Annotated in this window: 23 protein-coding genes; all 23 read right to left on the minus strand. The window is 45.6% G+C overall.

All coding sequences use genetic code 11. The features are described 5' to 3' along the window. Positions 1 to 22: 22 nt before the first annotated feature. The 23 genes from G588_RS0101100 to rnpM all read right to left on the minus strand — a co-directional run bounded on the left by G588_RS0101100 (position 23) and on the right by rnpM (position 22766). The gene (locus tag G588_RS0101100; RefSeq protein WP_022776910.1) at positions 23 to 961 is read right to left on the minus strand and encodes a polyprenyl synthetase family protein; all 939 of its coding nucleotides are present in this window, start codon (positions 959 to 961) and stop codon (positions 23 to 25) included. Continuing rightward, positions 962 to 1198 (minus strand): exodeoxyribonuclease VII small subunit, encoded by a 237-nt coding sequence (gene xseB, locus G588_RS22330; RefSeq protein WP_022776911.1) that lies wholly within the window; start codon positions 1196 to 1198, stop codon positions 962 to 964. A gap of 10 nt (positions 1199 to 1208) precedes the next feature. Further along, positions 1209 to 2423 carry an exodeoxyribonuclease VII large subunit gene (gene xseA / locus G588_RS0101110; RefSeq protein WP_022776912.1) on the minus strand — a complete coding sequence of 405 codons (1215 nt, stop codon included), beginning with the start codon at positions 2421 to 2423 and terminating at the stop codon, positions 1209 to 1211. Continuing rightward, positions 2413 to 2814, minus strand: a complete 402-nt coding sequence (gene nusB / locus G588_RS0101115) for a transcription antitermination factor NusB (protein WP_022776913.1) — start codon at positions 2812 to 2814, stop codon at positions 2413 to 2415. Before nusB ends, xseA begins: the two co-directional genes overlap by 11 nt. Before the next feature lie 41 nt (positions 2815 to 2855). Beyond that, on the minus strand, positions 2856 to 3209 hold the full coding sequence (locus G588_RS0101120; RefSeq protein ID WP_022776914.1) for an Asp23/Gls24 family envelope stress response protein: 354 nt from the start codon (positions 3207 to 3209) through the stop codon (positions 2856 to 2858). Positions 3210 to 3276: 67 nt separating this feature from the next. After that, complete coding sequence (locus tag G588_RS0101125) at positions 3277 to 4704, minus strand: transglutaminase domain-containing protein (protein ID WP_155830720.1); 1428 nt, start codon at positions 4702 to 4704, stop codon at positions 3277 to 3279. Positions 4705 to 4771: 67 nt separating this feature from the next. Then, entirely contained in the window at positions 4772 to 6376 is a 1605-nt protein-coding gene (locus tag G588_RS0101130) for a peptide chain release factor 3 (protein ID WP_022776916.1), read from the minus strand. A gap of 81 nt (positions 6377 to 6457) precedes the next feature. Then, positions 6458 to 8548, minus strand: coding sequence for a polyribonucleotide nucleotidyltransferase (locus tag G588_RS0101135; RefSeq protein WP_022776917.1), 2091 nt, complete (start codon positions 8546 to 8548; stop codon positions 6458 to 6460). A 249-nt stretch (positions 8549 to 8797) separates the two neighbouring features. Next, entirely contained in the window at positions 8798 to 9064 is a 267-nt protein-coding gene (gene rpsO, locus G588_RS0101140) for a 30S ribosomal protein S15 (protein WP_022764670.1), read from the minus strand. Positions 9065 to 9229: 165 nt separating this feature from the next. After that, the gene (locus tag G588_RS0101145) at positions 9230 to 9820 is read right to left on the minus strand and encodes an HD domain-containing protein (RefSeq protein WP_022776918.1); all 591 of its coding nucleotides are present in this window, start codon (positions 9818 to 9820) and stop codon (positions 9230 to 9232) included. Between the two features lie 11 nt (positions 9821 to 9831). Further along, the gene (locus G588_RS0101150; protein ID WP_022776919.1) at positions 9832 to 10632 is read right to left on the minus strand and encodes a class I SAM-dependent methyltransferase; all 801 of its coding nucleotides are present in this window, start codon (positions 10630 to 10632) and stop codon (positions 9832 to 9834) included. 75 nt (positions 10633 to 10707) lie between these two features. Continuing rightward, a complete protein-coding gene (locus tag G588_RS0101155) occupies positions 10708 to 11331 on the minus strand; it encodes an HD domain-containing protein (RefSeq protein ID WP_022776920.1) in 624 nt (207 codons plus the stop codon). 30 nt (positions 11332 to 11361) lie between these two features. Further along, positions 11362 to 12138 carry a class I SAM-dependent methyltransferase gene (locus tag G588_RS0101160; protein WP_022776921.1) on the minus strand — a complete coding sequence of 259 codons (777 nt, stop codon included), beginning with the start codon at positions 12136 to 12138 and terminating at the stop codon, positions 11362 to 11364. A gap of 13 nt (positions 12139 to 12151) precedes the next feature. Beyond that, positions 12152 to 12613 carry a hypothetical protein gene (locus G588_RS0101165; RefSeq protein ID WP_022776922.1) on the minus strand — a complete coding sequence of 154 codons (462 nt, stop codon included), beginning with the start codon at positions 12611 to 12613 and terminating at the stop codon, positions 12152 to 12154. A 55-nt stretch (positions 12614 to 12668) separates the two neighbouring features. After that, complete coding sequence (locus tag G588_RS21150; protein WP_022776923.1) at positions 12669 to 13889, minus strand: 2-hydroxyglutaryl-CoA dehydratase; 1221 nt, start codon at positions 13887 to 13889, stop codon at positions 12669 to 12671. 86 nt (positions 13890 to 13975) lie between these two features. Next, positions 13976 to 15670 (minus strand): phospho-sugar mutase, encoded by a 1695-nt coding sequence (locus G588_RS0101175; RefSeq protein WP_022776924.1) that lies wholly within the window; start codon positions 15668 to 15670, stop codon positions 13976 to 13978. 139 nt (positions 15671 to 15809) lie between these two features. Continuing rightward, positions 15810 to 16718, minus strand: coding sequence for a bifunctional riboflavin kinase/FAD synthetase (locus G588_RS0101180; RefSeq protein WP_026668503.1), 909 nt, complete (start codon positions 16716 to 16718; stop codon positions 15810 to 15812). 21 nt (positions 16719 to 16739) lie between these two features. Next, positions 16740 to 17699, minus strand: coding sequence for a tRNA pseudouridine(55) synthase TruB (gene truB / locus G588_RS0101185; RefSeq protein ID WP_035787575.1), 960 nt, complete (start codon positions 17697 to 17699; stop codon positions 16740 to 16742). A gap of 76 nt (positions 17700 to 17775) precedes the next feature. Further along, a complete protein-coding gene (locus tag G588_RS0101190) occupies positions 17776 to 18735 on the minus strand; it encodes a DHH family phosphoesterase (RefSeq protein WP_022776927.1) in 960 nt (319 codons plus the stop codon). Between the two features lie 11 nt (positions 18736 to 18746). Beyond that, positions 18747 to 19172 carry a 30S ribosome-binding factor RbfA gene (gene rbfA / locus G588_RS0101195; protein ID WP_022776928.1) on the minus strand — a complete coding sequence of 142 codons (426 nt, stop codon included), beginning with the start codon at positions 19170 to 19172 and terminating at the stop codon, positions 18747 to 18749. 27 nt (positions 19173 to 19199) lie between these two features. Next, on the minus strand, positions 19200 to 22178 hold the full coding sequence (gene infB, locus G588_RS0101200; RefSeq protein ID WP_022776929.1) for a translation initiation factor IF-2: 2979 nt from the start codon (positions 22176 to 22178) through the stop codon (positions 19200 to 19202). Positions 22179 to 22198: 20 nt separating this feature from the next. Beyond that, on the minus strand, positions 22199 to 22516 hold the full coding sequence (locus G588_RS0101205; protein WP_022776930.1) for a YlxQ family RNA-binding protein: 318 nt from the start codon (positions 22514 to 22516) through the stop codon (positions 22199 to 22201). After that, positions 22509 to 22766, minus strand: coding sequence for an RNase P modulator RnpM (gene rnpM, locus G588_RS0101210; RefSeq protein ID WP_022776931.1), 258 nt, complete (start codon positions 22764 to 22766; stop codon positions 22509 to 22511). Before rnpM ends, G588_RS0101205 begins: the two co-directional genes overlap by 8 nt. Position 22767 lies beyond the last annotated feature (1 nt).

The following is a 22767-nucleotide window of genomic DNA, read 5'->3' on the forward strand; positions in this document are numbered from 1 at the left end:
TTTTCGCTCCTTTCCCCTGTAATCACTTGTTTCTGTATATAAGATACTCAAACAGCCCGTCAAGGAAACTGTCTCCAAAGCCCAGCTCCGACAATATGGCTGAGGCCTCGTCCGACATCTGCTTAACCTTATTCCTGGCCTCTTCCATGCCATAGAGACTGACATAGGTTGTCTTGTTATTCTTCTCATCGGAACCTATGGGTTTACCAAGTTCCTCCTGATTGCCGACAATATCCAGAATATCGTCTTGAATCTGGAATGCGATTCCAACGTTGCTGCCGGCTCTCTCCATCATATCGACCTGCTTTTTATCAGCGCCGCCAAGAATAGCTCCCACCATAAGTGAGGATTCTATTAAGGCTCCGGTCTTGTTTTCGTCAATGTAAGCAAGAACATCCTTCATATCGGCGCTGCCAAGATCGGCATTCTCCGCCATTATATCAGCGCACTGTCCGCCCACCATTCCATAGATTCCCGCCTTGGTTGCAAGGACTTCTAGAGCTGATAAAAATCTGTTCTTGTTCTCTCCGTCGTAGGAAGGCAGTTCCTTTCCTGTAAGGGCTCCCTTCACCGCTGTCTCGAATGCAAAATTAAGAAGTCCGTCTCCCGCAAGAGTAGCCATTCCAGCGCCATATACTGCGTGTGTGGTCTTCCTTCCCCTTCTGTACTCATCATTGTCCATACAGGGAAGATCATCGTGCACCAGAGAATAGGTATGTATCATCTCAATGGCAGCCATAAAAGGCTCCACCACACTCTCATCTCCATTGCCGGAAAAAAGCCTGTAGGACTCCAGCATCATTACGGGTCTCAGGCGCTTGCCTCCAGCCATAAGGCTGTAATTCATAGCCTCGATAACTCTCTTTGCGTAGCCCTCCTCGGCGGGTAAAAATCTCTTAAGTACATCCTCTACGTGGGATGCTCTGTCCAGGAGCTGTTTTTCAAAAATCTGATCTGCCATTTACTCAAAATCCTCCAGGCTTCCGTCCTCGGATATTTTCTGAACCTTCTGTTCCACCACTGCAATAGCTTCGTGGCAGCTCTTTAACAGCTTCATTCCCTCCTGATATTCCTTGAAGGAATCCTCCAGAGTAATATCCTCATCCTCAAGGGCTCTTATCTTCTCTTCTATTTTCTTGAAAGCTTCTTCTACAGAGAAGCTCTGCTCTTCTTCAACTGCTTTTTTTCTGGTTGCCATATGGTCGTCCTCAGTTTCTGTCTATTTGACGGCTCCCTGTAACTGTTGCCTCTATGACGCCGTCGGTGACGTATACTTTAATATCATCTCCCTTGGATACATCCCCTGTGTTTCTGATGTTCCTACCCTCGTCATCGGTGGTGTAGGAATATCCGCCTTTTAGTCTGTCCAAAGGAGAAAGTCCCTTAAGTTTCTCAATATCCAGGTCCAGCCTGTGTCTTAAGGATATCAGACGCCTATCCATAAGCGCCTTCAACGTATCTTCTAACTGATCCATGCGAAGATACTGCTCTTTTATCTTACCTGCGGGACTAAGGAGCCTAAGCGTCTCATAGAAGCGCTCTGACTTGTACTTGTACCCGCTAATTATCCTATCCATATTTTTATACAGGATCGCTGAATAATCCTCCAGATCCTGCACAAATCTTCTGTATTCAAAAACCGCAAGCTCTGCCGCTGCTGAAGGTGTAGGTGCCCTTCGGTCCGACACAAAGTCTGCAATCGTGGTATCTGTTTCATGTCCTACTGCTGAAATAATAGGGATGGGGCAGTCAAAAATAGCCTGTGCGACTATCTCCTCGTTGAAAGCCCATAAATCTTCTATGGAACCTCCACCTCGTCCAACGATGATAACATCGACCTGCTTGGAAGCTAAGGTCTCTATGCCCCTGACAATACTCTCAGCGGCCTGATCACCCTGAACAATGGCAGGATAAAGAATAATCTGAATATGCGGATTTCGCCGCGTCGCCACATTGATTATGTCGCGAACTGCTGCTCCGGTGGGAGCGGTCACAACGCCGAGAGTTCTTATAAATGCCGGAATAGGCTGTTTGTAATCCTGCGCAAACATGCCCTGTTCCTCTAGCTTTTTCTTTAACTCCTCATACCTTTCATAGAGAGCACCGGCGCCATCAAGCTCAATCTGCCTTGCATAGAGCTGATACTTGCCGTCTCTCTCATAAACGGTAACCGAACCGGATGCCTTAACCTGCTGGCCTTCCTTCATTCGAAATTTGAGCCCGCCCCGCTCGGCATCCGAGCGAAACATGACGCAGGAAATAGCCCCTCCGGCATCCTTAAGCGTAAAATAGATATGACCGGAGGAATGATACTTACAATTGCTCACCTCTCCTTTGATCGTTATTGATCTGAGGAGAAAATCCTGAGCAAACATATTTTTTACATATGCATTAACCTGTGTGACTGTATATTCACTGCGCAAATTTAGCTAACACTCCGTTTACGAAAGCGGGTGAACCGTCCTGTCCATATTTCTTGGCAAGCTCTACCGCCTCGTTAATAGCAACTCCTGTGGGTACGGACTCGTCATATTTGATCTCGTACACAGCAAGTCTTATTATGGTGAGATCCACCTTGGCCATGCGACCGGTGTCCCATCCTGAAGTCTTGTCATTTATAGCTGCATCGATCTCTTCCAGCTTCTCGGCAATCTTCTCATATTTATCTCTGATATAATCCGCATCTGACTTGGAGAACTCAGTGTCACCTGTTGTGGCAAACAGCTCTTCCTGCTCGGGCATATCTTCAATCGGATTAAATTCTACGCGAAAAAGAAGCTCAAATATCTTCTCTCGCAGCATACTTCTATTCATCATATTTTCCATTCCTAATCAGTAAAAAAGGTTGTTACGGTTCATGACTTGGGCATTGTAATGCCGGCAATCCTTACATTGACGTCGGTAACCTGAAGCCCTGTCATATTCTCGATGGCGGCCTGAACTCTGGTCTGAACCTGTTGGCAGGTAGCCGGAATATTGTAGCCGTAAACCATCATAAGTGCAAGATCAACCTTAACCTCAGAAGCTGCAAGTGCTACCTTGGCACCCTTGTTCAGGTTCTTCCTGCCGACCTTCTCAAGAACATCGCTGGTATAATTGCCTGCCATAGCTGATACTCCGTCAACCTCAAGAGCTGCCAGAGCTGCGATTCTTGCAACTACGTCATCTGCAATCTTAACTGTTCCAACCTCTGCTAATTCTTTTCCCATTATTAGTACCTCGCATAAGTATTGTATGTATCAAGAATGTATAAACATACAAAAATAGTATAACATATTACAGCCAGAATATCATAGTTTTGGTATCGGCAAATGTAGTATAAGAAACCGTACCGGTTTCATCATGTAGATAATCAAACACTCCCCTCTCGGTGATAAGCATCTGAAAAAGTGCATCATACACAGCGTCGGAAGCACATTTGATAGTCACATTCTCACTTCCGTCTGCATAACGCCTCTCAAAAAGATCTCTCACCAGAGCTGGTTCAGCATAGGTAAAATATTCGTCCTCGCGGACATAATAATTGTCCTTCATGCTGTTACAGGTAGGCATATAGATAAGATCCGAGATCTGGTGATTCCTGCTGATCTCCTGCGTGGAAACATTGAGATAATCATAGTTCACGGAAGGGAACTTGGTGGAATCCGCCGACTCTCCCGAAGAAGTCTGATAAGAAGCATCTCCCCAGGTTACATCCATGTAATAATACGCATCGTTACACAGAACCAGATTCCAGGCGTGCCGAACTCCCGTTGAATTCTTGGTTGTAACGGTCCCCGTAACCAGTGTGCAGGGAATACCCAGCTTGTTAAGAATAAGCTGCGCCGCCTTGGAATAACCGTTGCAGACACTTCTGCCGTCTATAAATACTGAGCAGATATTCTGGTTATCTCCGGCGTCCACATCATATTCTGTATTGTTTATGATATAGTCATAAACATATTTGATCGCATAATAGTCATCGGTAGAAGAAGGTGCGCCGGCCAGGCAAGCGTTAACGGATTCGTTGATCAGTTGCTGCCTTCTATCCACTTCATCCTTGTCATACAGGTAATTGCCTGTGAAGGTGATCTTGGTAATAACATTATCCAGGGTGTAATTGGTATACTGATATCCGTCCACATAGAAGATCTCGGGATGATCCGTCATTACATAGTCAAAAACCAATTCGATGGCATCATCGCTGGTGGTTGACACCAGAATATCCTTTCCCATCCCCTGCATAATAAGAAGAAGCTCAGCATAGAGAGTCTTGCCGGAATCGGTAAGCCTCTCATAGGCATAATTGCCCTCCTGCTGCCTCTTTACAGATTCAAGATTTGCCTCAGTGATGCCAATTTCCTCCCTGGCAGCCTTGAGCTTCTCATCCGTATCGGAATCCTTAAGCTTCCTGTAGCTGGACATAAAGGAAGAATCTGCGTGACCGACATCCTCGTCCCGTTCCCTGTCCTGGGATAGTACAGCTCCGTCGTTCATCCCGGAAGCCGTCTCCGCCATGGCAGCGGCATCCTCATTGTCCCCCTCGTAGGTTACAGCAACCGAATCAGCCGGAATATCCTCGGATACAACATAGGACTGTTCATGTGAAGAAATCACCCCTTCTTCATATTCATCGGGATTCTTGACTCCTATATCCTCCAGATACTGATTCCATGCTTCCCCGCAGCCTGTCAGAGCACTGACAGCAATAATAACACTGCTCATTAAGGCAGTGACTTTTTTAAATCCATAATGCCTTTTAAGCAAATATTTTCCCCTCAAAAAATAGAATTTAGTTCTTCTTGAATTCGGAGAGAACAAGCCCCTTATTTCTCTCCATTGTCATGCCGACGCTCCATTCGTTAATAAACAAAAGAAGCGGTCTGTCGTGCATATCCTTGATCTTCTTCATATCGGAAGTGCCCACAAGCGCAGACATATCCACGTCCTCGTTATCTACCCATCTGATATATTCATAAGGGAGACTTTCAAGTATTATGTCTACATTGTACTCGCTCTCAAGTCTGAATTTCAAGACATCAAACTGAAGAACACCGACAACGCCGACGATGATCTCTTCAAGTCCGGTATTGAACTCCTGGAAAATCTGAATAGCGCCTTCCTGAGCAATCTGGGTGATACCCTTGACGAACTGCTTACGCTTCATGGTATCAACCTGTCTTACCCTTGCGAAATGCTCGGGAGCGAAGGTAGGAATTCCCTCATAAACAATGTTTTCCTTGGGCATACAAACAGTATCTCCGATTGAGAAAATACCGGGATCAAATACACCCATGATATCTCCGGCATAGGCTTCGCTTAAGATCTTTCTCTCATCAGCCATAAGCTGCTGAGGCTGGGAAAGACGCATTACCTTGCCGCTCTGTACATGCTTAACTTCCTTGTCTGCATCATATCTTCCGGAGCAGATACGCATAAATGCAACTCTGTCTCTGTGGGCCTTGTTCATGTTGGCCTGGATCTTGAATACAAATGCAGAAAACTCTCTCTCAAGAGGATCAATAACCTCTCCGTCAGCTGAAGTTCTGCCTGTGGGAGGTGTAGCCATCTTGAGGAAGTGATGAAGGAAGAGCTCAACTCCGAAGTTCTGAAGAGCAGATCCGAAAAATACCGGTGTGAGCTGCCCTGCTCTTACAGCCTCAAGATCATACTCAGCTCCTGCTCCGTCCAAAAGCTCGATCTCACCTACAAGCTTGTCGTAAGCATCCTGTCCGATCTCGCTGTCAATGGCAGCCTTATCGTCAAGGCTGATGATGGTCTCTTTACCTTCCTTGGTTCCCTTCTGGGTCTCTGAAAAGGTTACGATATGTCCCTCTCTTCTGTCATAGATACCCTTGAAGCCCTTACCTGAACCGATAGGCCAGTTCATAGGACATGTGGCGATACCAAGGTTGTTCTCGATATCATCGAGAAGATCAAAGGTGTCCATGGCATCACGATCCAGCTTGTTGATAAAGGTAAAGATCGGAATATGGCTCATGGCGCAGACCTTGAAGAGTTTTCTGGTCTGAGCCTCAACACCCTTACTTGCATCTATTACCATGACAGCAGAATCCGCTGCCATAAGTGTTCTGTAGGTATCCTCAGAGAAATCCTGGTGACCCGGTGTATCAAGAATGTTGATACAGCATCCTTCAAAATTAAACTGAAGAACTGAAGATGTAACGGAAATACCTCTCTGTTTCTCAATCTCCATCCAGTCAGATACCGCATGTCTTGCGGTGGCCTTACCCTTAACGCTGCCGGCCATGTTGATGGCTCCGCCGTAGAGAAGAAATTTCTCGGTAAGTGTTGTCTTACCTGCGTCAGGGTGGGAAATGATGGCAAAGGTACGTCTCTTATTTATTTCATTAATTGTTTCTTTTGTATTACTCATATTAACCTCAATCTATTCAATATTAAGGCCGGTATGCAGTTGCATGCCGGCCAATTGTTTGTTACCTCAGAATAGAGCAGGTTACTGCTGAGCTACATCCTTCATTGAGAAGCTGATTCTGCCCATCTTATCCTTGCCAAGGCATACAACTGTAACTGTGTCGCCAAGTGTAAGAACATCCTCAACGTGATCGATTCTCTCCTTGGAGATCTTGCTGATGTGAACCATGCCCTCTTTTCCGGGAGCGAACTCTACGAATGCGCCAAACTCCTTGATGCTTACAACCTTACCTGTGAAGATCTGGCCCTTCTCAAAGTCTGAAACGATGATGTTAACCATGTCAACGGCCTTCTGGATCATCTCTGCATCCTCACCGCAAACAGATACCTTACCATCATCTGTGATATCAATCTTAACTCCTGTGCGAGCGATGATCTCGTTGATGGTCTTACCTCTCTGACCAACTACATCGCCGATCTTCTCAGGATCGATCTGAACTGAAACAATCTTAGGAGCATACTTGGATACTTCCTTACGAGGCTCTGCAATAGCCTTGCTCATGCACTCATCCATGATGAAGAATCTAGCCTCACGGCACTGTGCGATAGCTGTCTCAACGATAGGCTTAGTAAGACCGTGGATCTTGATATCCATCTGGATAGCTGTGATACCGTCCTTAGTACCTGTTACCTTGAAGTCCATGTCTCCGAAGAAATCCTCAAGACCCTGGATATCTGTAAGTACTACGAAATCGTCATCTGTATCACCTGTTACAAGACCGCAGCTGATACCTGCAACCATCTTCTTGATGGGAACACCTGCAGCCATAAGTGACATACAGGATGCGCAGGTTGAAGCCATTGATGTTGAACCGTTGGACTCGAAGGTCTCTGATACGGCACGGATTGCATAAGGGAACTCCTCAACACTTGGAAGAACAGGAAGAAGTGCTCTCTCTGCAAGGGCACCATGTCCGATCTCTCTACGTCCGGGTCCTCTTGAAACCTTGGTCTCACCTACTGAGTAAGCAGGGAAGTTGTACTGATGTACATATCTCTTGTCAGCTGCGAAAGCGTCAAGGCCTTCAACCTTCTGAGCCTCTGAAAGAGGTGCAAGAGTTACTACATCACAGATCTGTGTCTGTCCACGAGTGAACATAGCACTTCCGTGTACTCTTGGAATAAGGTCAACCTCAGCTGCCAGAGGTCTGATCTGCTTGATCTCACGGCCGTCAGGTCTCTTGTGATCCTTGAGGATCATCTTACGAACGGTCTTCTTCTCATACTGGTAAATAGCCTCACCGAGGATTGCAAGCCACTCTTCGTTGTCTGCAAACTTCTCTGTAAGTCTATCTGTGATCTCTGCAATGTTGCCCTCTCTGGTCTGCTTGTCATCTGTGAATACAGCCTTCTCCATCTCTTCCGGAGGAACAACTTCCTTGATTGCTGCAAAAAGCTCTTCGGGAACTGCGCAGCTTGTGTACTCGTGCTTAGGCTTACCAACCTCTGCTACGATACCCTTGAAGAACTCGATAAGCTGAAGGTTCACATCATGAGCCTTGTAGATAGCTTCCTTCATCTTCTCCTCAGGAATCTCGTTGGCACCTGCCTCAATCATGATAACCTTCTGTCCTACAGATGCAACTGTAAGCTTGAGATCACCTGTATTCCACTGCTCCTGAGTAGGGTTAACGATAAGCTCACCATCGATCATACCCATCTGTGTCATAGCACAAGGGCCATCGAAAGGAATATCTGAAATAGAAACTGAAACTGATGCGCCGAGCATAGCTACAAGCTCAGGTCTGCACTGAGGATCAACTGCCATAACCATCGTCTCGATAGTTACGTCGTTTCTGTAATCCTTAGGGAAAAGAGGACGCATAGGACGGTCGATAACACGGCTGGTGAGGATAGCGTTCTCAGAAGGCTTGCCCTCTCTCTTGTTGTAACCGCCGGGGAACTTTCCTACAGCGTAGAACTTCTCGCCATACTCTACTGAAAGAGGGAAGAAGTCGATTCCGTCTCTGGGCTTAGCTGATGCTGTTGCTGTACAAAGCACTGTTGTGTCGCCGTACTGCATGAATGCGCAGCCGTTAGCCTGTTTTCCTACCTTGCCGATTTCAACCTTAAGTGTACGGCCGGCCAGTTCCATTGAATAAGTCTTTACCATTTTTTTCTCCTTAATCTCTCCTGCTCATCCGCGGTCCATCATCCGCATGTTGCGCTTCAGGTGCGTGTGCAGGCTTTGTCATGTTGATATTACTTGGTACTTTATATGAAGCATAGGTTTCAAGGTCATAGCTAATACCACGAAATCGCACTATTAACTATAACTTTGAATCCCTGATTCATATAAAAAATTAAAGACGGAATAAGCCGATCATCCAATCAGCTTTATCCCGCCTTTCAATTTCATGAATTACTTTCTGAGACCAAGATCAGCGATGAGCTTACGATAAGCCTCGATGTCCTTCTTCTTGAGGTAACCAAGAAGGCTACGTCTCTGACCAACCATCTTAAGAAGACCTCTTCTTGAGTGGTGATCCTTAGGGTTCTTCTGAAGGTGCTCATTGAGCTCCTGAATTCTCTCTGTAAGGATAGCTACCTGAACTTCCGGTGAACCTGTGTCTCCGGCCTTTCTGGCAAACTTGTTGATAACTTCTGTTTTCTTTTCCTTTGTAATCATGTTTTTCTCCTTTTAAATCTGTAATCCTGAAATCCGCCCGGTACACAGATGCGGTTGGAGTATCCAACATCCGAGTAAAGGGTAGTTTCTGTAACAATTGCGGACATTATGTCAGCAACTAAGATATACTAGCATAAAATTGCCACATTGTAAAGTAACGCTGTTTTAGCTGACTGCGTAGCTCTCTTTTTCAACAAGAGCATATATGTCTTTACCGGTCTTTTCTTCAAAATATGTTTTCAGAGCCATGACGGAATCCCATTTCTCCTGAGGGAAACTGCCATATCGACGTTTCACATCATTCATGCGATCCTCAACGCTCACGACGCCTTCACTACCCGACAGTGCATCACAGATCTGGATCAGCCTGTCGTATTCATCAAGTGAAATCTTACCAAGCTCTGCAACGATGAGTTCGTATTCTTCCTCGGAAGTATCCGCCCTGCCGATATACTCATCTATTCTCATGTTGTTAAAAGAGTGGGTAAGGCATATTCTTGCCACCTCATCATATCCAAGGGACATCATATATGAATAGCCGTCCGAGACATGCCCCAGATGTCTTACTCCAAACTTTCTTCCGATGTCATGGAGAAGTCCTAAGATATAAGCCTTCTCAGGGTCCATATCACCGCATCCTAAAGCTATTCTCTCAGCACAATGAGCAGCCACACGGCTGTGATTCCCCCAGGGCCCGGGATTACACTTTTCTGCTTCAGCCAAAAGTTTCTCTGCTTCTGATCTTGTAGGTAACATACAATCCCCCTTCAATGCTTAGTTCCTTTTGCGATGAGCATTCCATACTCTTTTGGTAAATCAATGGTTCCATTAATTGCATGTCCCTTAAGTATCTCAGTAATCTTATTCACAGGAACATCCAATATTGCCTTGAAAGACGCAAGACTGCACAAATATCCTACCAGATCATCTATGTCCGTTATATGAAGTGAATCCTCATAGATCCTTGTTTCAACTTCTTCAAAAGCCGATCTTAAAATACCCTCACCATTTTGCATTGTGAAGTTATGGTTCGGTTTAAAACTTTCACCGCCAAGCTCAAACCACTCCGCAAGCTTGTCAGTAAAGTTATTCTCACCTAAAGTTGTGGTGTAAAACGCCCCATCAGCCCTAAGTACTCTGCGCACTTCACTGATTCCTTTATTGATGTCCGGCACGTGATACAGCATGGAATTAGCTATAACCATGTCAAAAGAGTTATCTTCAAAGGGGAGATTCTGTATATCTGCCAGTCTGTACTCTATATTCTCTCTTTCTCCCAGATTCTCTTTAGCTGTAGCAAGCATCCCCTCTGATAAGTCAGTCATAACAAGCTTACCGAACCTTGATAATAATTCGTCGCGCCCTAACCAAATACTACCTGTGCCACAGCCCAGTTCCAAAACCTTCATGCCTTCATTTATTTCATAATTGGATACAGTCCAATTACCATATCCCAGCTTATTAGTGGAATACTTATCATGAAAATTCAGTCTCGTATCCAATCCTTTGGAAGTAGCATACTGCTCCTTTACTGCTGCCGAATCATTTGAACTACCAATTTTCATCATGTTTTCCTCCTGTTGTCATATTGTATGTTCATATGGTAAAGGCAGCCCCAAGGGCCGAGTCAACTACTTTTTTTATTATTTTACCGGAGGCTTCCAGGGCTTAGGTGTCAAAAGAGTTGTCTTTCCAATATCGGGAAGTACATCGTAAACCGAGCATCCCATCCTGCTTTCAAAGTATTCCTTGATACTAAAGGCCACTTCCCAGCCCTTAATGTAACCTTCCATGATTCCGTATCTTCTTGTGACATCCACGAATCTCTTTTCAAGGATTACAAATCCATAATCCACCGCCAGGGAGTCACACAGCTGAATAAGCTTATCATAATCATCAGCTTCGCAGTCCATGATATAAGCCTTTATTGCCTTCTCATGCCGGGTTTCCGGTTCATAATCAAACTCATCCTTCATCAAAAGATAGGAATGAGTCATGCAGATTCTTGCTGCTTCATCCCAGCCCTTTTCCATGCAGTATTTATAGCCGTCATAAACATGTGTGGGGATATCGGTTATACCGGCCCTTCTGCCTATATCGTGCATTAGACCTACTATATAGGCCTTCTCAGGATCCAGCCCCGGCACCTTCTCAGCGATATTTCCGGCTGCGATTCCGGTATTCATGGAGTGCTTGACCCAGGGGCCGGGATTAAGCTGTCCTGCTATCTCAAGTTCCTTTAGTGCCTCATCTATTGTTGGTAACATCTTCCTTCTCCTTCCCCCGAAAGTACATCATCACTTTTTTCTTATATACCAGCTGTAACCGTAGAAGATAAGATTCTTTTGTTCTCCGCCAAAAATAGGCGCAAGTGTCTCCAGCATCCATTCTCTGGCCTCTTCAGTGCTGATGTTTCCGTTTTCTATCTGTGCATTAACATTTGACTGGATCAGCATGAAATCCACAAATTTCTCAAGGTCGAAGGAATACTCCATGTCATATTCAGTCTGCTTCTCCATGAGGAAGCCTTCGGGAAGATCCTCCTGAGTCCACTTGTTCTCTTTCCTTGGTGGCTTGGGGAATTTCTTCAGATACTCGTTCTGATACCACTGTGTGTAGGCGCCATTTCCTGCCATTCTGTCGGTGATTCCAAAATCATAAATAACGATGACTCCATTGCTCTTAAGAACCTGAGCCATATTTGCCATGAATCTCTTCTCATCCACCCAGTTGATGCAGCCTGCAGCAGTTACGATATCATACTTTTCTTCAGGAATCTTAGTCTCCTCTGCCCCTGCAACATAGAAAGATAACGCAGAATCCTCTGCATACAGCTCCTTGCATACTTCAACCATGGCATCTGCGATGTCCGTTCCTGTTACCTTATCACAGATAAGCCTAAGGGCCTTGGTAGAAAGTCCTGCTCCGCAGCCCACATCAAGACCGTTTCCAAATACATAGTCTTCGCCCAGACCTAAATCTACCTTCAGCTGCTCTATTACCGATTTGTGAAGCCAGGGTCTCTTAGCATACCCCAATGCAATTCTCTTTGAATCAAATGACTTATTGTTCAATTATCCATACCTCTCAATTCCAAAATTCATATCCCAATTCATCAATATAATCGGGCACCTTTATTTCTTTCCCCTTCGTATCAATTGCTCTGTAAAAGAAAGGCTGATTCATAAGCTCCACAGAATCATCGAATTCCATGAGGAAATTATTATCAGTATCATCCTTAAGCGTATATATTCTCACATTCTTGTAATCCGGGTCAGCAACAGATGAACTGTTTTCATCCTGAATGACATAGCCTACACAGCCGTCGATATATTTGGTATTAAAAGCATTGTTGATCGTTCCGTAGCCAATGTAGGATCTGCCGTTGTACTCTATCATTCCAAACAGAGCGTCATCACTCTCCGTGTCTTCAAAGGTTCCGAGTTCAAATGCAATGGCATCATCGGGTAATGCCGGATATTCTATCCTTCCGCAGCCCGAAATAGTTAATATACCTGCCAGCAAAGCTATGCAGGCTCTTGTCTTCATACTCCTGCTTCCTTTCAAAACGTCTCATTACCTCCTGTAAATGATGTTAATGTCTTCAAGACGTAGCCAGTAAAATCCTGCTCTCTCTAAGGGTCTTGGACTGGTCATAATCGTATTCTATAGTGTTGATGTTGGCGTGGGGATATAACTGGCGAAGCTTCTTAAGTACGCCTCTCTCTGCCACATGGCTTACAAGGCAGCCAAAGGGATGAACGATAAGTATCTTGTCATAGCCCTGCTCTATCATGTGCATGGCCTCTGCCATAACGAGCCAACCATCGCCTATGTTGTAATATTCGCTGAGAATATCCACTGACTTTTTTCTCATCTCCTCAAAACTTCCGTCCGCATAAAAGCCGTTCTTTTCAAGAAGACTACTCATTTTGTGCTGCATTCCCTTGAGATAATCGATTATCTTCTGGTAAATCGTAAGCTCAGCCTTGGAAGCGTTGTTAAGTTCCGCGGACTTCATTTCAGTGAACATGACATAGGTACAGTAATTCAAAAAGCCTTCCATTCTGTATTCCATGCCGTTGTCAGCAAGGAACTGCTCCAAATGCCTGTTTCCTATGGGTGAGCACTTGATGTATATCTCTCCTGAAATACCAACTCTGGTGAGTTTTTTCTCGTCACGGGAAAAACGTTCTATCTTGAGGAAATCGTCTATGATCTCCTGATATCTTTTTTCCCTGAAAAAGAGGTTCTTGCCCGCTGCTATGTCAGCGGAAATCCTCTTATTCCAATCGTCGTAGATACATTTAGCCTGCCCGTGAATCTTCTCATAGGGTCTTGTCTGCTGATACAGTGTCATCAACAGATCGCCGTAACATACCGCTGCAATGGCGCCGAACAGCATCTTAGGACCGATCTTAAAGCCCGGATGAGCTTCAGAGCCTCTGAAATTCAATGACAGAACCGGAATCCTATATCCGCTTTTCTTGACACACTGAATGATCAGGTCGTAGTAATTACCTGCTCTGCAGGCGCCTCCCGCCTGAGGTTCAAGGATAGCCATATGCTCCTTGTCCGTATTATCTGATTCAATATGAGCCATGAGATTGCCGATGATATCCATTGCACAGGTGCAATATCCGGAATTAACAAGAGACAGCATATTGTCCGGAAATTCATAATATTCCGGAACAATATCCAGCTTGTAGCCGCCAAGTCCAAAGGCAGCAATGAGAAAATCATTATGATAATGGAGCATGTCAGGCATATAGATAGTATGTGTCTTCTTCATGCTCCTTGAGAAAATCGTATTATCTTTGTTCATTTATTACTTCCCACCAACACTACTTACAAAAATAAGGCATTGGAATATTACTTCCAATGCCTTAAATCATATACAAACCTCAGGAATTATTCAACACTATTTATCAGTGCAAAAATCTCTTCCTTGATCTTCTTATTGGTCTCAAGAGCATTCTCTCTGCTGTCCCTGTTGGAATAGAAGTAGAATTTGATCTTGGGCTCTGTTCCTGAAGGTCTTACAGCAAACCAGCTGCCGTTATCAAGGAACAGTCTGATGGCATTCTGAGGTGGAATATCCTCGAAGCCTTCAATATAATCGATAACCTTCTCAACCTTGGCTCCTGCAACCTCTGTAGGAAGGTTCTCTCTGAACCACTTCATCATACGCTGAATACGCTGTGCTCCGGGGATTCCCTCAAGAACCATGTTGGGCTCATCCTCAGCAAAGAAACCGTACTTGGCATAAATCTCCTGAAGAACATCCCAAAGGGTCTTGCCCTGCTTGCGATAATATGCTGCAGCCTCTGCAACAAGCATACCTGCTGAGATTCCGTCCTTATCACGGATATCCTCGCATACAGCATAACCTACAGACTCCTCATAACCAAAGAGGTAGGTGTATCCGTTCTCATGGAGGTAAGGAATCTTACCGCAGATGTTCTTGAAGCCTGTAAGGGTCTCAAACATCTCTACGCCGTAGGCCTTAGCCATTATGGTTGAAAGGGTTGAAGTAACGATAGACTTAACCATTGCTCCCTTGGCAGGAAGTGTGCCTGCATCTTTTCTTCCCTCAAGGACATAATTAACAAGAATATATCCTGTCTGATTGCCGTTAAGAGGAATATAATTGCCCTTGTCATCTCTGATCTCGATAGCAAATCTATCGGAATCAGGGTCAGTAGCCATTAACAGTTCAGCTCCAAATTCTCTTCCGTACTGCTCTGAGAGCTTAAATGCCTTGGGATCCTCAGGGTTGGGATATCCAACTGTAGTAAAATCAGGATCGGGATTTTCCTGTTCAGGAACGATTTTCCAGTTGTTGAAGCCTCTGTCTGTCAGCATCTGTCTGAAAGGAATTGATCCGCAGCCGTTAAGAGGTGTGTAAACCAGCGGAATGGAAAGATCCAGCTCATCTCCCTCATGAATTGCCATACCCTCGATCTTATCAAGATATTCTCTGTCATATTCTTCACCGAGAACAATGATCTTGCCTGCTTTAACGCCCTCGTTAAAATCAGACTTCTTAATGCCGCTCCAGATGTCAACAGCGTTGATCTTCTCTGTCATTCCGTCAGCAACATCTGATGAAACCTGACATCCGTCGTCCCAATAAGCCTTGTAGCCGTTATATTCCTTGGGATTATGTGATGCTGTGATGTTAATTCCTGAAACTGTTCCCAGTCTTCTGATCATGAAAGCCAGCTCAGGAGTAGGGCGCAGATCCGGGAAGGTATAAACCTTGATGCCGTTAGCTGCAAAGATACCTGCTGCCAGCTGTGAGAATTCCTTGGAAAAATGTCTGGGATCATGGGCGATGATAACACCCTTCTCCATATTCTCTTTGCCTGATTCTACGATGTAGTCGGCAATACCCTGAGAAGCCTTACCAACAGTAAAGAAGTTCATCATATTGGTTCCTGCACCAACCTTGCCGCGAAGACCTGCGGTACCAAATGCAAGATCCTGGTAAAAACGCTCCTCGATCTCCTTGTCGTTGTCTTTGATATTCAAAAGTTCAGCTTTGAGAGGATCGTTGTCCTCAAGATGTTCAAGCCATTCGTTGTATCTTGCTTTATAATCCATAGTTATACCTCCGTTAATTTATATTATATTTTACCATTAATAGGTGCCTGTCCCCATTAACAAATTGTGAACAACACAGAATTCCGACAGACATTTACGTTCACAGTTTGTTGATGGGGACAGGCACCTTAATATCATCTCACTGCCTGGCAGCCTCAATATCGCTCTGTATCTGTTCTTTCAGCGCCTCAAGGCTATCAAACTTCATCTCCGGTCTCACAAACCTCTCCAGCGCGATCCGTGCGTATTCTCCGTACACATCTTTATCAAAGTCATAGATATAGGTCTCAACACCAACCTTTTCCTTCTCGGAAATAGTGGGTTTTCTCCCTATATTGGTCATACCGCGATATTCTTTTCCATCAAGATATACCTTGCTGGCGTACACTCCAAAGGGCGGAAGAAGCTTATTCTCAGGCGGGATAACATTGACCGTGGGAACCCCGATGGTGTGACCGATATGATTGCCGTGTTCAATCTCACCGCCTACGCTGTACTCTCCACCAAGAAGCCTTTTTACCATGGCCATGTTGCCATCGGCTACTTCGTTCCTCACTCTTGTGGAGCTGACCTCATCGCCGTCGATACGTACCTTCTCAATAAGCTCCAGCTCGTAGCCACACTCCTTGGACAGGCTCCTTAAGAGGTGCTGATCGCCCCTTCCCTTGTCTCCGAAGGAAACATCGGTGCCGGCAGCTATGTACCCGGCATGAAGCTTCTCAACCAGTATCTTCTTAACAAAATCCTCCGGCGGTGTTGCGGCAGTCTCTGCTGTCAGCGGAAATTCAATGAGCACATCAATGCCAATCTCTTCGAAGGCTTTCCTCTTCTCCTCCCTGGTAAAAAGCTGCCTGACCGCTTTCCCCAGAAAGAATTCTTCCGGCGACGGATCAAAGGTAAAAACCACCGCCATAAGGTCATCCACCTTCTGCTCCAGAATATAATTAAGGAGCTTCCTGTGTCCCAAATGAATTCCGTCAAATTTGCCTATTGCAACGGCGCTTTTTCCGTCTATCTGAAATTCTGTTGTTCCTGAAATTATCTGCATCAATCTGTTTCTTTCGTAGGATTATTTTTCAAAAAAGAATTTGTCCACATCGAAGGTCTTCTTTTTTGCGCTGTATCTGTATATGCCAAAGAAGGTGCCGTCTTCGCCGTATACTCTGAATTCGTTGCCTTCCTTGAACATCTCATCGTCATATTCGGTATCATTGACCCCATCGGGATTCTCATCCACCAGGTTGTCTTTCCTGAAGCTGTTGCCGTTTTCGAGAAGACCTCTTGCGGACGTTTTAACATGAATAGCATCAAGGTCTCTGAAAATATACTCCGGGGACTCGATAATGTCCATAAGAGTGCCGTTATCTCTAAGCTCCTCAACCTTGGACAGCGGAATAGCCGTATCTATTCCAAAGGCTCCCACTCTGGTTCTTGCCAGCTGAGCCATGGCGGCGCCGCAGCCAAGTGACAGTCCGATATCGTGACAAAGAGTTCTGATATAGGTTCCCTTGGAGCACTTAACCTCCATGGTAAAAACGTGCTCATCCCCAAGATGCTCATCATCCAGAATAGTGATCGCACTGATATGGACCTTTCTGGGCTTTCTCTCCACCTCAATTCCTTCACGGGCCAGCTCATAGAGCTTTTTGCCGTTCTGTTTGATAGCGGAATACATGGGAGGTATCTGATCGTAGTCACCCACAAAAGCCTGTACCGCTTCGCGAAGCTGCTCTCCGGTGACATTGACCTCTCTACTGTCAACCACAGTTCCGGACATATCCTGGGTGTCCGTGGTGACACCAAGCTTGCAAACTGCGATATACTCCTTATCATGATCTGTAAGCATCTCCACCAGCTTGGTTCCCGTTCCGAGACATACCACCAGAACTCCCACAGCGTCGGGATCCAAAGTTCCGGTGTGACCGATCTTTTTCTGCTTAAGTATTCCCCTTAATTTGGCCACAACATCGTTGGATGTAAATCCGGGCTCCTTGTAGATATTTATAAGTCCGTTATACTTATTTGCCATTAAATCCTGTTTCTCCATTAAGAAAAATAATCCCACCGGGATATCCTCAAATATCAAGGTGGGATTAAAGTCTGTATTATTCTTCTGTTCCTTCAAGCTGCATATGGATGTACTTGGTGATAGCGTTGATCGCATCATGAGCCGTACCGTTCATGGTACAACCTGAAGCACGTACATGTCCACCGCCGCCAAATACCTGAGCTATCTTGGATACATTAACAGCTCCGTTACTTCTAAGGCTTACCTTGTACTCCATTGGCTCGTTCTCATACATGAATATCGCACAATCAACTCCGATAGTGAACATCAGCTGATTGACAATACCGTCGAGATCGCCGCCTGTGCAGTTATAGAACTCCATAGTCTGCTTGGAAACAACCGAAACGCATACTCTTCCGTCGAGAAGAAGGATGCTCTCAAGAAGCGCTCTTCCAAGGATCTGATTCTGAAGATAGGTCTTCTCGTAAAATACGTGATCGATAAGGCTGGTAAAATCAAAGCCGTAACCGATGAGCTTGGCAGCAACCTGAAGCGTCTTGGGTGATGTGGAATTGTACTTGAACACTCCGGTGTCAGTAACCATACCTGTGTAAATAGCCTTGGCAGCCTCAATATCAAGCTTGTCTTCCTCAACACAGTCAAAAACAAGTTCGCAGGCTGAGCTGGCTGTGGGAACCACATATGTGATATCTCCGGTTCCGGTATTGCTGATATGATGATCGATATTGAAGGTCTTCTTCGCTGCATCAAAAATCGGCTCTGAACCGCCAAGTCTTCCCTTCTCACAGTCAAGGCAGATAAACAGGTCATAGCTGTCAACATCTGTCTCAAAAGAAGTGTTTATCTTGTCACTGTCCTTAATGAACTGAAGCTCCGGTGGAACGTCCTCAAGAAAAACGTCTACCCTTATATCAGGATAGTTCTTAGTTATGTAAAGGTACATTCCCATGCAGGAGCCTATGCAGTCTCCGTCAGGTCTTACATGGCCACTGATCGCTACGGTTTTGACACCGCCTAATAACTCATCAATCTTCATCTCTTACTTCCTTACTCTTCATCTTCATCTGAGAACTCTTCCTCAGATTCTTCTAATTCTTCGCCTCTGGCAAGTCTTGCCTCGTTATCCTTGGCAGTTACTTCGTCGATCATCTTGGACATATTGATTGCATACTCGATGGAATCGTCCATGATGAATCTAAGCTCAGGTGTATATCTCATATTCAGCTCCTTGGCAAGGGTTGAACGGATATAGCCTGCGGCGCTCTTAAGCCCCTCTGCGGTTCTGTCTCTGTCTTCGTCATTACCCATGACTGTGACCCAGACCTTGCAGGTCTTAAGGTCAGGAGCAACCTCCACGTCCATAACAGAGGTCATGGGGCTGATCCTGGGATCTTTACTGTAACGGATGGCTTCTGAAATAACCTTCATTACCTCTCCGTTTATTCTTTTATTTTTGTTACTGTTTTTACGCATATATTTTCCTCCGCGATATACGGATCATTACTGGCGAGGAACCTCAACCATCTCGTAAGCTTCTACAAAATCGCCTTCATGGATCTGATCAAAGCCGTCGAATACAAGACCGCACTCGAAGCCTTCCTTAACTTCCTTGACATCATCCTTGAATCTCTTAAGGGATGCAAGATCACCTTCGAAGATCTGCTCGCCGTCTCTTGAGATACGAACCTTGCAATCCTTCTTGATGATACCGTCCTTAACAAAGGCACCGGCAATGTTACCAACCTTGGAAGCCTTGAAGATAGCACGAACCTCGGCATGTCCTGTAACTCTCTCTTCGTATACGGGAGCAAGCATACCCTTCATAGCGTACTCGATCTCTTCGATTGCCTGGTAGATAACCTTGTAGAGCTTAATCTCAACACCTTCATGCTCAGCCATGCTCTTAGCAGTAGCATCGGGACGAACGTCAAATCCGATAATGATAGCATTAGATGCAGCAGCAAGAGTAACATCAGACTCATTGATAGCACCTACGCCACCGTGGATAACCTTAACAACAACTTCATCATTTGAAAGCTTGAGAAGTGACTGCTTAAGGGCCTCTACGCTACCCTGAACGTCAGCCTTGATAATGATATCAAGTTCCTGAAGTCTGCCTTCCTCAATCTTGGAGTAAAGGTCATCAAGGGACATCTTAGCCTTGGTCTCTTCGATAAGGTCTTTCTTGTGCTGCTGAAGGTATGTGTTGGCATACTGCTTGGCCATCTTGTCTGTCTCATGTGCAAGGAATACTTCACCTGCATTGGGAACATCTGAAAGACCAAGTATCTCAACAGGCTGTGAAGGAAGAGCTTCCTTAAGCTTGTTGCCCTTATCGTCTACCATCGCTCTTACCTTACCTGAACTTGCACCTGCAGAAATGAAGTCACCTACATGAAGTGTACCCTTCTGAACAAGTACGTTGGCAACGGGACCACGTCCCTTATCAAGTCTTGCCTCAAGTACAAGACCTCTTGCCTGTCTGTCGGGGTTAGCCTTGAGCTCAAGGATATCAGCTGTAAGAATTATGGTCTCAAGGAGGTCCTCAATACCCTCTCCGGACTTGGCTGATACGGGAACGAACTCTGTTGTTCCGCCCCAATCTGTGGAAATAAGACCGTACTCGGTCATTTCCTGCTTAACTCTGTCTATATTTGCATTGGGTTTATCAATCTTGTTAACCGCAACGATGATCTCAACCTCTGCAGCCTTGGCATGGTTGATAGCCTCTACTGTCTGAGGCATAACACCGTCATCGGCAGCTACTACAAGTACTGCGATATCTGTAGAATTGGCACCACGCATACGCATAGCTGTGAATGCTTCATGACCGGGAGTATCAAGGAATGTGATCTTCTGATCATTTACAGATACAGTATAAGCACCGATTCTCTGTGTGATACCACCTGCCTCTCTGTCAGTTACAGAGGTCTTACGGATAGCATCAAGAAGTGATGTCTTACCATGGTCAACGTGACCCATTACGCAGACAACCGGAGGACGCTTCTTAAGTGTCTCTTCTGCGTCATCTTCCTCCTTAAGAAGTTCCTCGATAACGTCTACAGGAACCTCCTTCTCGCAGATGATATCGTACTCGATAGCTATATTCTCAGCTTCCTCATAGGAAAGCTCTGTATTAACTGTTGAAATCTGGCCTGCCATAAAGAGCTTCTTGATGATAACAGAAGGCTGCATTCTCATCTTCTCTGCAAGCTCCTTGATGGAAACCTTCTCAGGGATAGTGATAACCTTGATCTGCTCCTCAGGCTCCTCCACCTTCTTAACCTCAGGCTTGATGAATCTGCCGACTCTCTTACTTCTTGGCATCATCTCTTCCTGCTCATAAGCAAGATCCTTCTTGTTTCTCTTATCCTTCTCCTGGCCCATGCGACGTCTTTCTTCGTCTCTGTGGTTACCGCCCTCTTTTACGGGAGCCTCGAAACCACCGGATCTTCCGCCGCCCTGCTTGTCAAACTTGTTGCCGCCGAACTTGTTGTCCTTGCCTGCACCGAATTTGCCGCCCTGGCCGGGTCTTCCACCCTGATTGTCACGACCGCCGAAACCGCCCTGGTTCTGTCCGTCTCTGCGGAAGCCGCCCTGACCGCCTCTATTACCGCCGTCTCTGTTATCACGGGGCTGGAAGCCTCTTCCATCCTGACGATTGCCGCCCTGACCGCCTCTGTTGTCTCTGTTTCCGCCGGCCCTGTTATCACGAGGCTGGAAGTTTCTGTTATCCTGACGATTGTTATTAGCAGGCTCTCTGTTCTCCCTTACCTCTCTTTGCTTGTTCTCGGGAGCAGGTGTCTGAACCTGAGGCTGTGCCTGAGCCTGTACCTGAGGTGCGGGCTGAGGAGCTGCTGCAGGCTTAACCTCTACAACAGGTGTTACAACCTCAACAGGAGCTTCCTTCTTGGGCTGTGGCTTGGGAGCAACAGACTTGTTAACAGGTGTGTTGTAGCTCTCGAGCTGTGAAGGAGCTGTCAAAGGCTTAATGGGATGATAAACGTTCTGGGACTGAGCAAAGGTCTTCCTCTGTCCGCCGTTTCTGTTATCCCTGTTATCTCTGTTATCACGGCGCTGATTGTTTCCGCCATTTCCCTGGTTATTGGAACCCTGTCCGTTATAACCGCCCATCTTGGAATTGCCGGCATTGGTTACCATGATAATCTTTTTCTTTTTCTTGGGAGCGTCTCCGGCTTCGGGAGCAGGCTTCTTAACGTGCTTCTGCTCTGAAGCTGTAGCAGGCTTCTGCTCTGCAGGCTTGTCAGCCTTTGGAGCGGGAGCTTCCTCTTTCTTCTCTGCCGGAGCAGCCTTGGGAGCAGATTTGCCAAAATGCTTTCTTGCAATCTCAGCATCACCCTCCTCTATGGAACTGTTCGAACGCTTCGCTTCTATTCCCTTCTCCTGTAAAAAGCTGATAAGCTCTTTTCCTTCGCATCCAAGCTCACTGGCAAGTTCGGATATTTTAATTTTTGCCATTCACATTTCCTCCGTACTTTTTATTCAAGGTAGTTCTTTCGAAGCGTTTTTGCAAAGCCTTCGTCCATAACCGCAAGGCTTGTTCGAACATCCTTACCAATTGCATGTCCCAGATCTTCTTTGTTTCCGAAAAAGATCATGGGAACGTTATAATAACTACATTTATCACTGAACTTTTTCCTGGTGTTATCAGAAGCATCCTCACTTATGATAACCAGTTCAGCTTTTTTATGCCTTATGGCTTCCAGCACGGAAAACTCACCGCTCTGGAGCTTGCCGGCACGCATGCATAAACCAAGTAATGAATATATCTTGTTAGAATCCAATATTTTATCCAAGCTCCTTCTCAATTCGCAAGGTAACATCGTCCGGGATCCGTGATTTAAGGGAACGTTCAAGGCCCTTGTTCTTAACTGCCTTCCTGAAGCACTCTGCATTGTTGCACACATAGGCTCCGCGGCCGTTGGCCCTTCCCGTAGTATCAAGAAGTATCTCATCCTCGGGTGTCTTGATAACCCTGATAAGTTCCTTCTTCTCCTTCATCTCTCCGCAGCCGACGCATTTTCTCATCGGAATCTTTTTAGGCATA

The sequence above is a fragment of the Butyrivibrio sp. AE3009 genome (assembly GCF_000420845.1).
Taxonomy (GTDB): Bacteria; Bacillota; Clostridia; order Lachnospirales; family Lachnospiraceae; genus Butyrivibrio.